Origin of the sequence: Microbulbifer thermotolerans (assembly GCF_900112305.1) — a bacterium.
Taxonomy (GTDB): Bacteria; Pseudomonadota; Gammaproteobacteria; order Pseudomonadales; family Cellvibrionaceae; genus Microbulbifer; species Microbulbifer thermotolerans.
Genome location: NZ_FOKT01000013.1, coordinates 46174 through 60770 on the forward strand (window position 1 = coordinate 46174; position 14597 = coordinate 60770).

Here is a 14597-nt window from a genome sequence, read left to right on the forward strand (position 1 = left end):
CTTTTGCACTCTCTAGTGTTATTGGTTGCTGTTAGGTACCGTTCGATACCTGATAGCTGGGCACAAGATCCTCCCACGGTGAAGGAACGACCGTCGCCCCACTTTATTCCCACCGGCAAACTGGGGCTTGCCCCCTGTCCCACCTTGGCAGAGGCAAAGCGGGAAGAACCGCTACCGATGCGAATTCGGGTATACTCTCGCCAAAAACGCCCATAAAAACCTCGGTGCGATGATGAAAGAGTACATTTTCAACGTTCACGACGTAGTTCTGTTGATGACTGCGGCGGAATGTGTATTGCTGGCGATTTTTCAGCAGGTGTTACCCATCCGCGAACGTAACTACGGGCTATTACTGACCGCATTCCTGCTTATCGTTGCCACCGCATCCGCCTGCACACTACTTCTTTGGAACGACCAGATAGAAGTGGCACCGCTATTTGGACGATCCCTGCTCCCTTACTTCCTTCTTACTGCAATAATGTTGAAAGGGCCGGCCATCTACCTTTACGTCTCCGCTCTAACACAGCAGCACCTGCGCCTGCACCGGCACCATGCCCTGCACCTGATTCCTGCGATGGCAGTGGCTCTATGGGTATTCGTATTTGATCTGAGCAGTGACGACCTGCGCCGACTCACCGAAAACCACCCGGATTTCCCCAAGTTGGCGGTAGATCTCGTATGGGACCTATCCACCGCTGTACCACTCGCCTACGCGGCTGCTGCGGTACTGCTGCTACGCCGCTACCGGGGCCAGCTAGAGGACGAATATTCACACTTTTCGACTACCGAGCTGCACTGGCTGAATATTCTCACCTATGGCGTTCTAGTCAGTTGGAGTTGGACCCTGCTGGTGCACATACTGGCCAAGTACACATCGGTTGAAACCGCAGATCAGCTGGGTATTGCCGATAATTATGTGACCTTTATCCTGATCAACGCTTTTTTCGCTTACAGTCTTAGCTACGCTCATCAATTGTTGGCTACGCAACCACAACAAAGCCGTGAGCCGAATGAGGAAAAACCATCGGACAGCGCTATAACCAAAGTGCGTCAAGCGATGGAAGTAGAAAAACTCTATCTGAAAAAGAACCTTAACCTGGAACAGTTCTCCAATTCTGTCGAACTGTCAGCAAAAGAAGTGTCGAATGTAATTAACAAGCATTTTGGCACTAATTTCTTCGAATTCATCAATTCTTATCGAATAGAAGAGGCCAAAGCACTATTAGCAAACCCTGACAAAAAGGATATGACTGTTCTGGATGTGCTAATGGAATCTGGCTTCAACAGCAAATCGGCGTTTCACCGTTTTTTCAGCCGCTTGGTTGGCATGTCACCAACGGAGTACCGCAAACAGGCACTCAATAAAAACAAAGCTGTCTCTACATAAGTACGAGAAAAAGTGAGTTACATCTATCACCAGTCGGATTTTATCTCCCGCTCTGCAGCTGTGAACAAAACCAAATGCCACCCCACTGCCTGATCGCACCTAGACCAACTACTGCACTCAAGCAAACTAAATCAGTCACTCCCAACAATAAAAAGCGAGAACATCCGTATTTTCTGTTTTTTTCAGAAAAAATATTACATTATCCTCAACACGCATAGACCAAACATTGCCATTTGAAAACCGGCAGGCCTACGTATCTTATCGCTCTCCGCAGCCGCTCGATAACCTTCAATAAATACACGAGCCCCCTCTATTGATTTTGATTATCACAAAAAAACAATCAATAGGGTCCGCGATCCTCAAGCCCCAGATACCAGAAACCACCATACCTTCGCCTTCTACAGACTCAGGAAGCCTCTTAATCAAAATATATTGAAACGCCAAAATCACCATGATATTGTCAACAATTAACTGTTACCAAACTATCAGCACCCGTTTGTTATAAAACAAAAGAAAACTTTGAAGGGTAGAAAATGAAATACCGGATCTCACGTCGTGACGCATTAAAGCTAGCCGCCGGAATGGCTGCAGGCGTTGTTGGCTGCACATCAACAACTAATAACACTCAGCGCAATCAGACCAACAACCTTACAAAAAAGTTTAGCGACAGCTGGGATCAAACCCATGACCGGATCTGGGTAGGCGGTGAGTACTGGGCAAACCCAATGGAAGACTGGCGCGTTGTCGATGGTGGCGTTGAATGCGTGAGTACCGGGGGCAATCGAAGCATTCATTCCTTAACGCATCAATTAGTCGCACACAAACCCTTTGTTATCAGCGTAAATATAAAAAGGTTGCAAACAAGCTCAAAAGATGGCGGCGCCGGTATTCGAGTCGGTGTAAAAAGTGATATTAATGAATACCGCAGCAACTGTTTTGTTCAGCAAGGCCTCGATGCTGGGATAATCAACAATCAACTGTCGCTAGGCGACAAAAAAACAAACCTGTCTCAACAAGTTAATGCGCAGAATGTAAGTTTAGTGCTGCGCGGCGAGCCACGAGATGGCGTATTTGCTTTAACTCTCGATGCCTATTTATCAGAAAATGGACAACATATTGGCCAGTTAAGTGACCTTTTCTCCGTTGACAAAGTGCTTGGGAATACCTGTATTGTCAGCAACTTTAGCCTGCCATCAGACAATCCTGATGATTTTATGGTTTCCAACAATGGCCCCGCTAAAACCGATGGTACGCGCTATCGCTTTTCTCAGTGGATGATAGAAGGAAAGGCGTTTAACGATGTCCCCGAGCAAAAATTTGGCCCCATATTATGGGCAATGTATACCTTAACCAATAGCCGGTCTGATGAAGGTTATATTATGAAGCTCAACGCACTGACGGGGCCGCTGGGTAAAAAAGATAACCAACACGTTGAATTACAGATTAAACAATCAGGCAAATGGGTTTCCCTGGCGACTGCTCAACTTGATCCCGACGCATGGACAGCCACATTCCGCATTGCCAACTGGAATGAAAAAGTAGCTACGCCTTACAGGCTGGTATACCGTGAAAAACGCCGTGATGGCAGTGAAGTTCCGGATATATTCACCGGCACCATTCAGGCCCAACCCGTTGGTAGAAAATTGAGAATGGCGGCACTAACCTGTCAAAATGACTATGCCTTCCCATACGAGCCAGTAGCCAACAATGTAACAAAGTTAAAGCCGGATCTGATTTTATTTTCAGGCGATCAAATCTATGAGAATCACGGCGGCTTTGGAGTTATTCGTTTCCCCGCAGAACCCGCTATATTGAACTATTTAAGGAAATTTTATCAATTTGGCTGGGCCTTTAGAGAGCCGATGCGCCATGCGCCCACCATTTGCCTACCTGATGACCACGATGTATTGCAAGGCAACCTGTGGGGTGAAGGTGGCGCAAAAATGTCTGATGAAGCTAAAAAGCTGGGGCGCAGCGATATGTTGGGTGGCTATATTGAACCAATACGTGTGCTCAATGTGATTCACAAGACTAACACTGCCCACCTTCCCGATCCTGTTGACCCGACGCCATCAGACAGAGGGTTGAATGTCTATTATACGGAAATGGTCTATGGGAATATCAGCTTCGCCATATTGGCAGACCGCCAATGGAAAAGCGGCCCAGATCGCTTAAATATAGTGGTAGGAGAAACCGGTCAAGATGAAGATCCCTTGTATATCAACCCGGATTTTGATCGGGAGGATTTACAACTACTTGGCAAACGCCAGGAAGCGTTTTTAGAACAATGGGGCAACGACTGGCGCGATCACACTTTAAAAGCGGTTATCAGCCAAACCGTATTTGCAGGAATTTCCACTCACCAACCCCTGCCCGACCGCTACCTCAAATATGACTTTGACAGCAGCGGCTGGCCGGCTACAGCACGCAACCGGGCAATAAAAATAATGCGTCAATCCAAAGCATTACATATTTGCGGTGACACCCACCTGGCCACACTCTCTCAATACGGCGTAGATAAACAACGGGATAGCAACTGGGCATTCTGCACCCCCGCTATCGCCGCTGGCTGGCCAAGGTGGTGGCGTCCAGACGACTTACCCTTACCACATGCTAACCGCCCTTCTCATGGCTTATCACAAACTGGTGAATACCTGGATAGCTTTGGCAACAAAATATACGTTTACGCAGCGGGAAATCCGGAAGTAGAAAAATCCGCAAACCGCTATATTCGAGCGCATGAAAAAGGTTCTGGGTTCGGATTTATCACTTTTGATACCGAAGATAGAACCTATACAATGGAGGCATTCCGCTTTCTGGTTGATGCAACGGATAACAATCCAAACAACCAATTTCCAGGCTGGCCACTGACGATCCATCAGGATGAAAATATCGGAATCAATAAAGTAACTTAATTAAAAGCGGCCTCCATCTATAAGACTCAGCACTCCAGTAGTCAGCTGGAGTGCAAAACCGCCCCCCTTTTATAAAACTGATTTTTCGCAAAACGGCTGCCGGAAAGGGCTTTTAAGGAACCTCTGATTAAGTCACTTTCTGGTGGCAGAGGCGCTTCGGGGCGGATGTGAAGCTCAGGTGGTAGGACGGATATTTCGAAACCGTCGGATACAGGGATGTATCCGTCGGAGCTACAGGGAAGTACTCGTGCGTTTTCGAAATATCCGTCCTACTGCCTGAGCGCCCCGGAAGCTACCATAGTGTTCACGCGAATTAATCAGAGATTCCTTAAGTCACCCCAGGTTTTTCGGAAGCCCGTTAAACTTCTGGCTTAGAAGTTGCCTGAACGGCACGTATTTCTCGCGCTACCGCCTCTGGTGCACCCAGAACCAGAAATACCGCACCCGCGGAACAGGCGGCCATAGTCAACGCAATAGGTAGCAAAGCATGTCCACTTACCGATGACGAGAAACTACTGATCAAACCGGCAATGACAAACTGCGTCGCACCGAGCAGTGCCGCGGCAGTCCCCCCGAGATGAGGGAAAAACTCCAATGCATTGGCCATATTGTTCGGAACAATGGCACCCTGAAACCCTACACAACAGATAATACACACTGCTACAAGCCAATAAGGGGCCTCAAAGAAGGCCGCCATCACCAGCGCCAAGACCATCACGCCCTGCAAAACGATAACGGCTCGAAGGATAACCACGGAATCAAAAGAACGCAGTAACTTGCGATTCAATAGATTCATGCCTGCCATAGCGGCAATATTGGCCGCGAACAAGCCGGAGAACATACTCTTGGAAAGACCAAACCACTCTTGGTAAATGAACGAGGAGTGGGTAATAAAAACCAGCATAATCGAAAAGCATAGAGCCTGGATGCCAATAAACCTCATGGTCACCAAGTGGCGGAGCACCATCGCGTAGTTGGTCACCAAGGTGACCATAGGCGTAACGACAGGCTTGCGGGGCGGTAAACGGCGGAAAAGCCCGAAGTGGAGTACCACCATAAGTACGACAGCATAACCCGACAGCACCAGAAAAATGGCCGGCCAGTCTTTCCACTCCAGCAGGATAGCCCCCAGGGTTGGAGCGAGCGCCGGGACAACAAACATAATCAGCCCTATCAAGCCGAAAAGGCGTGCTGATTCGGCCCCACCAGTCTGGTCGCGAACCACCGCGGGCACGGACACAGCGCAGAAGGCTCCGCCAATGCCTTGCAAAATCCGCCAGTGCAGCATTTCCTGCAAAGTACCTGCCTGAGCAACTAACCAGGCCCCCAGAGCAAAGATTGCCAGCCCTAGCATAAGGATTTTCTGCCGCCCATACCGGTCCGAGAGCGGGCCCCCGATCAATTGCGCCAGTCCCATGGTTCCCACATAGGCGCCCAACGTAAGGCCCACAGCACCGTGGGCTACACCGAGCTCATCAGCAATTTCAGGAAATGCGGGCAGATAAGCATCCAGGGCGAGCGGACCGAGAGCAACAGTCATTCCCAATAGGAATGCAAGCTGAATACGGGGCAATACTTGTACCTCCTTAAATTACATCAAATTGAGGTTGGGCAAACCGGCCTGAGACCCCAATAGGCTTTAGGAACCTCTGATGTATTCAAGTGAGTGCTGCAGTTGGTTCCGGGGCGCTCAGGCAAATTACTCGCGAAAAGAACAAAACCCTACCTGTGTGGTCTGCACCAGCAGGCCCTGCGCACTTGAATAGGAAGAATGCATCAGCAAAGATAAGCCTGAAACCAATGTGTCCAGATACTAATGGTTGGTTGCCTATGAATTAAAATGCCGTATACACACTCTGCCTGCTGAAAAACAGGAAGATAGGGCGCTGTAGTAGCGGTCACGTCTAAGTGGTTTGACGTCAGTGAGTAGTTTTTAACAGTTTACAACCCTAGAGAGCATTATGGCGAGCAAAGCGAGAATCAGCAAACTCCAGCTGGCAGAGCAGTTCCGGGCCTTCATTGACCCCCGATTCGTTATTACCGACGAGGAAACCCTGAAGCCCTACGAATGTGACGGCATGGCCACCTACTGCGAAATGCCCATGCTGGTCGTGCTGCCGGACACTGTGGCGCAAGTGCAGCAGGTGATGCGTATCTGTAACCAGTACGGCATTCCCGTGGTGGCCCGAGGCGCGGGGACCGGACTCAGCGCCGGTGCCATGCCCCACCGTGACGGTATAGTGCTCTCCCTGGCCCGCTTCAGCCGCATTCTCGATATAGACCCCCTGGCGCGCACCGCGCGATTACAGCCGGGGGTCCGCAACCTCGCTATCAGCGAGGAAGCGGCCAAATACGGACTCTACTACGGCCCAGACCCCTCATCCCAGATTGCCTGCAGTATTGGCGGGAATGTGGCTGAGAACGCCGGCGGTGTGCATTGCCTGAAGTACGGGCTGACCGTGCACAACATTATCAGCGTGGAAATGGTGACCGCCGAAGGGGAGCTGGTAACCATCGGCAGTGACGGCCTGGACAGCTGCGGGATGGACCTACTGGCGCTATTAACCGGCTCCGAAGGGCTTCTGGGCGTGGTGACTGAAGTCAAAGTGAAGCTGCTGCCAGTGCCAGAAGTAGCTCGGGTTGTGATGGCCGGTTTCGACAGTATTCAGAAAGCGGCAGATGCGGTCGGTGGCATCATCGCCAACGGCATTATCCCCGCGGGCCTGGAAATGATGGACAGCCACGCAATTGTGGCGGCCGACGATTTTATCGGGGGTGGCTATCCGCGCGAGGCAAAAGCGCTGCTGCTATGCGAAGTGGACGGCACCGAGGAAGAGGTAGATGAACATATCGCCCAGACAGAAGCCCTCTTCCACGAGCTTGGCGCCACCTCTGTGCGCACATCACGTACCGAAGAGGAGCGGGCTCTGCTGTGGAAAGGGCGCAAGAGTGCCTTTCCGGCGGTGGGAAAAATTTCTCCGGATTACTATTGCATGGACGGCACCATTCCCCGCCGCCATTTGGCCCATGTCCTGACCGAAATCGAAAAATTATCCGGGCAATTCGGGCTGCGAGTGGCCAACGTATTCCACGCCGGCGACGGCAACCTGCACCCACTGATCCTGTTCGACGCCAACGCGCCCGGCGAATTGGAGCGCACCGAGGCCTTTGGTGCCAGTATTCTCAGACTCTGTGTCGAGGCCGGAGGCTGTATCACCGGCGAGCACGGCGTCGGCGTGGAGAAAATCCGACAAATGGTAGTGCAATTCACCGATGAAGAATTGCGGCAATTCCACGATGTGAAAACCGCGTTCGATCCAGTGGGCATTCTCAACCCCGGTAAGAACGTGCCCGCACTGAAATTCTGCCAGGAATACCGCGCACTGGCCCCCACTCAGCACACACAAACGGATGCCCCCCATGGCTGATATATTTCCACAACTTCAGGAGCAGGTACTCCAGGCCCGGGAAGACGGGAGAAAGCTCAATATTATCGGCGGTGGCACCAAGGCCTTTATGGGGCGCCCGGTCGATCCGAACACAGACATCCTCAACCTGGCAGAACACACCGGCGTGGTTGAATATCATCCGGTGGAGCTGGTACTAACGGTACGCGCCGGCACCCCGCTGCGCGAAATTGAAGCAACACTGGCAGAACAAGGCCAGGCTCTGCACTTTGAACCGCCAAGACTGGGAGAGAACGCCACCATCGGCGGCACACTGGCCTGCAACCTGTCCGGCCCGGCGCGCCCCTGGGCCGGCTCCATTCGCGATCAGGTACTGGGTATCCGGCTGCTAAATGGCAAGGGTGAACACCTGCGCTTTGGCGGCCAGGTGATGAAAAATGTGGCCGGTTACGATGTTTCCCGCCTGCAGGCCGGGGCTATGGGAACGCTGGGCGTCATCACTGAAATCAGCCTCAAAGTCATGCCGCAACCCGCCGCCACCCTCACGTTAGTGCAAGACATGGCGCCGGGCGAAGTCATACAGTATATGAACAGCCGCGCTGCGGAACCCAAACCCATTACAGGCGCCTGTTGGGTAGACGGCAAAGTCTATCTGCGCCTGTCCGGCGCCCGTTCCGCGGTAGAAGCAACCGCCGAGAAGTGGTCCGGGAAAATATTGGAGCAAGGCGAACAGTTCTGGCAACAGATCCGGGATCTGCAGCACGGTTTCTTCACCGCCACAAATGTCCCCCTGTGGCGCTTCTCCATCAGCGCCACCGCCCCACAGCCCAAACTAGAGGGCGAGTGGCTGATCGACTGGGCGGGCGCCCAACGCTGGTACCGGGGCGAAGGCCAGATGATGGAGATGGAAGCGCTGGCCGCTGCCGCAGGTGGGCAGGTCAGCCTCTTTCGCGGCGGCGACCGCAGTGGCGAAGTCATGCACCGCCAACCCGAGGCCCTGAAAACCATTCAGCAACGCATTAAGAACGCCTTCGATCCGGACCACCTTTTCAATCCCGGACGCCTATACAGCTGGCTGTAAGAGCAGAAACACCATGCAAACAAATCTGGTTCAACAATTTGCCAAAACACAGGAAGGTCAGGAAGCGGAAGCCATTCTGCGCGCCTGTGTACACTGCGGTTTCTGCACCGCGACCTGCCCTACCTATCAGGAACTGCACGACGAGCGCGACGGCCCCCGGGGACGGATCTACCTGATGAAAATGTTCCTGGAAGGAGCGGAAATTACAGAAAAAACCCGCGAACACCTGGACCGCTGTCTGACATGCCGCAGCTGTGAAACCACCTGTCCCTCCGGGGTTCAGTACGGCCGCCTGGTGGATATCAGCCGCGGCCTGATAGAAAAACAGCTGCCCCGCAAGCCGATAGACCGCTGGTTGCGCTGGGGCCTGGCCCGGGTGCTGCCCAGGCGCCGACTGTTCGGATCACTGCTGCGCATCGGGCAGCTATTCCGGCCGCTGCTCCCTAACAGCCTGCGCCGCAAAGTGCCCCCCAAAAAACAAGCCAGCCCCTGGCCCAAAGTCAGCCATCAACGCAAAGTTCTGGCCCTGGCCGGATGTGTTCAACCTTCGGCTACACCCAATACCAACGCCGCCGCCGCGCGGGTATTAGACAAACTCGGCATCACCATGGTGGAGGCGCCACAAGCCGGCTGCTGTGGAGCCGTCAATTACCACCTGTCGGAACACGAGCAGGCGCTGGCGTATATGCGCCGGAACATCGACGCCTGGTGGCCCGCCATCGAAGCCGGTGCAGAGGCCATTATCATGACCGCTTCCGGTTGCGGCGCCATGGTTCAAGATTATGGACACCTGCTAAAAGACGATCCCGCTTACGCCGAGCGGGCCAAAAAAGTCAGCGAGCTCTGCACTGATCTGGGCGCTTTCCTACTCCAGCAGGACCTGGAAAAACTCCACCTAAAACAAAACCCAGGCAAAGTGGCCTTTCACTGTCCCTGTACACTCCAACACGCCATGCAACAAAGCGGTGTAGTGGAACAAGTCCTGACTCGCGCAGGCATCGACCTTGCAGAAACCCGGGACAAACACCTGTGCTGTGGCTCGGCCGGGACCTATTCCGTGCTACAGCCAAAACTGAGCCAGCGACTGCTGGAGAAAAAACTGGACGCGCTGATGGTGGGTCAACCAGACCGTATCGTCACTGCCAATATCGGCTGCCAGATGCACCTGGAATCCCAGGCAGAGGTGCCGGTTCAGCATTGGATTGAGTTATTGGATACGCACAAATAGCCAACATAATCGCTTTTGGATTCAAGTAATCATAAAATCACTCCCTAATTAGAGAATTCATCTATGTAGCAAATTTGGTTAAGCTGAAAATTTTCACTGAGCTCGGAGACCACAAAGTCGTCATGCCCGATGAAATGGAGTACAAACAGCAGGTAATTACGATCTTGAAAACTAAATAAATATGGATGGAATGGAATTCCAAACTTCCGGCCAGAGCCATCCAAAAACAGTCTATCTCTAAAACCAAAAGATAAGCTTTCCCTGGCAATACTTAGCGTGATCAGATTTTCAACATCTTTCCTTTTTATATATTTATTTATAATCAGACCCTCACCCTCAGCTTCCCGACCGGCCTGCTCATAGAACTTTGCAACAAACTCCTCTTCTCCGTCATTATTTATGTCTACAAACTGGAATAGCTTAGCAAATACATATTCCCGTCCTTTCACGCCAATAGACAACACATCCTGAGACGTCCATGAATTTAGGGTGAAGTTAAAATCCACATTGATTCCAATTTTTTCCTCATAATGTTTTCCCTGATTTCTTTTATCAATCTCTTCTGTAAACCTTAATATCCTCTCCTTTGCATAAGCACAGACATCAACCGATGGCGCGACCGTATTGGCTGATGCATTGAAGGACAACATGAGGCCCCAAAGAAGTAATGACTTGGAAATACTACTCATATATACCACTCCTAAATCTTGCGTAATCTTCTCTTTAAGAACTCCAACTACGACTTCGTTCGACTAATTATCTGGATGCCCCTATAAAAACGTCCTTCACCATCCTCAAAGGTGATAATATCACTTGTATTCCTTTTACCGGCGACGCATCCTGATTGAACAGATACCTGGAAACCACTTGCTCGATTGTTGGCATAGCCATAAATACTCTCCTTACATCCATTTAACAAAATCCAAATTTAAACCATTTTCAACCTTTTCTGTCATAACATTCCCACAATTGGATACAGCGACAACTTGGCTATGAAATGCAACACCACGATCAAATTCTTCAACGGTATCCCTGTAAGCCTCCCGCTTATTTTTCATGTATTCCCGAATGGTTTGCCTATAAAATTTATTATCACAGCAATCTTTATGTATGATTAAACTTTTTAAAGAATAAAAATGCTTTCCGAAACCACGATATCTATCAAACAAACTAATCTTATATCTCTTTTTATAATCATCATCATTTTCTATTTCATAAACACTTTTCGTTGATATAAACCTTGCTAAACCAGACTTATCATCCGTAAAAAATACCAAAGAAAAATGCTTCTTAGGAAAATCAATACTTAGACTCTCTTTATATGTTACAACTAGTTCACTTGGCGCAATAACATCTATGGAAAAATTTTCTTCAAAAGATTTTTCATTGCCATAAGATTCTCTAATCAATCGTTTTACATCAACTCTAGACAAGTCAGGAGAAATACCAACCCGCCAAGAACCACTGCGCAAAATTCTGTAGTATATATCTGTAAAATCTACATGTACACGTACAAAATCTTTTAGCATCCTCTTCCGCAACTCATCACCACTTAGAATCCTACCTTCTGCTGGGCAGATCCCTGCATCGACTTGCGAAAATCTCCAAGAGATATGAAAATAAATAGCAATTAAAGAGAGAACCACAATAGATATAAGAAAATAAAGCAAATTTCCTTTATAGATTTGCACTTGCTCTCCTACCTTTATCTTTCTTTCAGGCTATCTTTCTTGTACCTGAGCAACGGAGACAGGAAAAATTCAATTATCTGTCTTTGTTCGGTTTTCACTTCTGCCATTACCGACATACCGGGCGACAGCCGAACATACTTGTCCTCCACAGAGAGGCCATTCTGCTTTAAGCGCAATCGCGCCTTGTAGATCAATCCCAATTTTTCATCCTGTACGGCATCATCAGACAAGTTAATGGGTTCCGCATCTATTACGTCGTACTTGGTAAAGTTAAAAGTATCGATCTTGACTTCCGCCGTCTGACCTTCCTGCACAAAGCCAATATCTTTGTTGAGGATAAAAGCCTCTACCTCCAGTTCACTCTGCTCAGGCACTATCAGCATCAACTCCTGAGCTGGGGTAACCACATCGCCAATCGTGTGCACAGCCAACAGTTGAAAACTTTTGTGCCTGTCCTGGACGGCACCCCCTCAGTCCAGCGTTACGGCGTAGCTCACGGCTGATTGTGGAAGTATGTCGCCCCAGCCAGATTTTTGGCAATCTCAAATTTAGAGAGTCGTCTGTTTTCAGACTGTGACCTGGTATCGCTCATTCTCGGTCAGCTGGTTGTAGTTCATCGGTGCTTTTCCCCTGCTGGGGAAAGGTGCAGGCTCTACCAGCTGGCCGCCACTTACCAATTACAGTTATTATTCAAAATCGCGAGATTTTATAAAACATATTGCACTAAATTCCCCATCTAATAACTGGTAGGTTTCGATATAAAGATTTTTACGGCCATTAATATTCTCAATTGAATATCTATAAACATATGTCTCTTTCCCTACTTTGGCTATTCCAGGCCACCCTTTATAATCTTCAGTATATTTCCAATCCGAAACACTCACGCTATCAATAAATTCACCATTCGCACCATACACCTTAAACTCCAGTCCACCCTTATCTCCATACCCATACATAGCCAGATCCCTGGCCATAAAAACAATTTCATTATCACCCTGACCATCCATATCAGTTTGATATACCGTATAATCTCCTAGCGCAAAACCATACTGCTCCACCGGCCCACCCAAAAACACCGAGTAAGGATCCCATCTCGGGATAATTTGACCATCAGCGATAAGGCTCATCTCATTCTCATAAGGTTCCCTGCTGATTTTGCTATAGTATTTGAGCATTTCTTGCGACCACTTCTCCTGGGAGATATGGTCGGGAAGAATCGTTTGCGCTCTACCCTCCCTAACTGCCAAATCATATCTTCGACACACTTCTTCAGGAACTTCATCGTAGGCTGTAATTTTATCAACCTTAATTTTCGAGTATTTACTTATAAACTCAACTGGCTCAATGACTGAGGTATCTGATAATAACCTTTCTGGTTCCCTGAGCTGATCTATCTCCATGTTCAATTTAAATTCAGATATTTTTTCTGACTTATTTTTCAAGACAACATATTTACAGACCCGAATTGCCTCAGGATAATTATCCTTGAGCTCAAAAATATTGAATTCCGCAATGAACTTCCCCCCTTCTATACCTCTCCCACCAGAAAGGCCCCTTTTATTGTACCCAACAACGTATACAGAATTTCTGTACTTTACTAAAACAGACCTGATATCATTTTCACCAGAAACTCCATACACAAAAGCAACGTAGTTCCTTTTAATCCCAGAACTTCCATACACCTTGTAGATATCTCCTGGTTCATTATATTTAGAATCCCTATATTCCCGCGAAATTTCACCACTAAAAAAAATAGTTTCTATGCCATTTTCCAGATGCTCATCAAAATCGTGCTGAAAAACTAGAAAATTTGACTCCCCTACCAACCCTGGATAAAGAGAGGTATAAAGAGAAAATGGATCATCCTGAAGATGGCTGGAAAACTTCTTTATTTCTGGTGATTTTTTGCTATCTGAAGCATACACTGGATACAGGTAGCCAACCTCCCCTTCAACCTTATCATCGGCAAGAGATCTAATCCCACTAATAATCCCCTCGCAAAGCTGCTTCTGCTTAGCATTCTGACGGTATAGAGAAAAATAAAAATTATTCTTCACCATACTCTCAAGTTTTTGCAAAGAAATATCGTAGTATTCTGATGCGAAGCAGCTGGCCGACTGAAATAAAACGCTAATAAACAATAAACATGAAAATCTAAACACACCCTTATCCCCAATCAAAATATTCAACATAAAATTCTGCATTTACAACACGATTACTTATCTTTCCGATCCAGTTTCTGCTGCCATAGCGCTTGCCGCAGAATTTTTACGTCATGCGCAGGTAAGCTTATAAATTTCCGCCAATTATTTTTTCAATATAAACCAGCTGATAGATCAGCTCGTGTTGCAAAGACACATCCGTTTGTCTTTCTAGGTAGTTTTCCATTTACTACAGGCTAGGTTCCTGTCGGATTAATGTTTCTATCTGACTTCCTACCTCATCGGTTATCTTTGCATCTTTACGGACTTCGCGCCTCTCAGGTGCAGGATAACTGTTGTGTGTGCCCTTGGCGGTATCCTATCTACCCAATGTGACAGCCTAGCTTGGTAGTGTTCAGAATTCTGTGTCATTTCTTTACCATTAACAAAAAAGAGATGACCTATGACCAAACCTACCTTCGATATGGATGCCGCCATCAAGGCACTGCGTGAGGGCAAAGACCTCAGTGGCAAAGACGGTATCCTGACCCCACTGATCAAACAGCTTACCGAAGCGGCCATGCGGGCGGAGCTGGAGGAGCACCTCGCAAGCGAGGACAAGCCCAACCGCAAGAATGGCCATACATCTAAGACCATGAAGAGCTCCGCTGGCAGCTTTGAACTGGATACGCCGCGGGACCGTGCCGGCACCTTCGAACCGCAGATCGTCAAAAAGCATCAGACGCA

11 protein-coding genes are annotated in these 14597 nt (G+C 48.9%); 6 read left to right on the plus strand and 5 right to left on the minus strand.

Features of this window, described 5'->3' with window-relative positions; translation table 11 throughout:
* Positions 1–232 precede the first annotated feature (232 nt).
* Positions 233–1387, plus strand: coding sequence for a helix-turn-helix domain-containing protein (locus BM155_RS16170; protein ID WP_067158061.1), 1155 nt, complete (start codon positions 233–235; stop codon positions 1385–1387).
* A gap of 533 nt (positions 1388–1920) precedes the next feature.
* Complete coding sequence (locus BM155_RS16175; protein ID WP_074904306.1) at positions 1921–4302, plus strand: alkaline phosphatase D family protein; 2382 nt, start codon at positions 1921–1923, stop codon at positions 4300–4302.
* Between the two features lie 358 nt (positions 4303–4660).
* Here BM155_RS16175 and BM155_RS16180 read toward each other — a convergent pair whose 3' ends face one another.
* A complete protein-coding gene (locus tag BM155_RS16180; protein WP_074904308.1) occupies positions 4661–5875 on the minus strand; it encodes a multidrug effflux MFS transporter in 1215 nt (404 codons plus the stop codon).
* A gap of 388 nt (positions 5876–6263) precedes the next feature.
* Here BM155_RS16180 and BM155_RS16185 point away from each other — a divergent pair, with 388 nt between their 5' ends.
* Genes BM155_RS16185 through glcF form a run of 3 tightly spaced genes read left to right on the plus strand, consistent with a single transcriptional unit; the run spans position 6264 to position 10018 of the window.
* Positions 6264–7730: an FAD-linked oxidase C-terminal domain-containing protein gene (locus BM155_RS16185; RefSeq protein WP_074904310.1), complete on the plus strand. Its 1467-nt coding sequence runs from the start codon at positions 6264–6266 to the stop codon at positions 7728–7730.
* Positions 7723–8790 carry a glycolate oxidase subunit GlcE gene (gene glcE, locus BM155_RS16190; RefSeq protein ID WP_074904313.1) on the plus strand — a complete coding sequence of 356 codons (1068 nt, stop codon included), beginning with the start codon at positions 7723–7725 and terminating at the stop codon, positions 8788–8790. The genes BM155_RS16185 and glcE overlap by 8 nt, the downstream gene beginning before the upstream one ends.
* Before the next feature lie 13 nt (positions 8791–8803).
* Entirely contained in the window at positions 8804–10018 is a 1215-nt protein-coding gene (glcF, locus tag BM155_RS16195) for a glycolate oxidase subunit GlcF (protein ID WP_067155765.1), read from the plus strand.
* A 44-nt stretch (positions 10019–10062) separates the two neighbouring features.
* Here glcF and BM155_RS16200 read toward each other — a convergent pair whose 3' ends face one another.
* The 4 genes from BM155_RS16200 to BM155_RS16210 form a co-directional block, all read right to left on the minus strand.
* Positions 10063–10707 carry a hypothetical protein gene (locus BM155_RS16200; RefSeq protein ID WP_067155768.1) on the minus strand — a complete coding sequence of 215 codons (645 nt, stop codon included), beginning with the start codon at positions 10705–10707 and terminating at the stop codon, positions 10063–10065.
* A gap of 213 nt (positions 10708–10920) precedes the next feature.
* Complete coding sequence (locus tag BM155_RS17170) at positions 10921–11709, minus strand: hypothetical protein (RefSeq protein ID WP_139223309.1); 789 nt, start codon at positions 11707–11709, stop codon at positions 10921–10923.
* Between the two features lie 14 nt (positions 11710–11723).
* A complete protein-coding gene (locus BM155_RS16205) occupies positions 11724–12134 on the minus strand; it encodes a beta-barrel domain-containing protein (protein WP_254773217.1) in 411 nt (136 codons plus the stop codon).
* Between the two features lie 261 nt (positions 12135–12395).
* On the minus strand, positions 12396–13901 hold the full coding sequence (locus BM155_RS16210) for a hypothetical protein (protein ID WP_139223310.1): 1506 nt from the start codon (positions 13899–13901) through the stop codon (positions 12396–12398).
* Positions 13902–14313: 412 nt separating this feature from the next.
* Here BM155_RS16210 and BM155_RS16215 point away from each other — a divergent pair.
* Positions 14314–14597, plus strand: a 284-nt coding sequence (locus BM155_RS16215) for a transposase (protein ID WP_175487816.1), incomplete at its 3' end; no start/stop codon positions are given.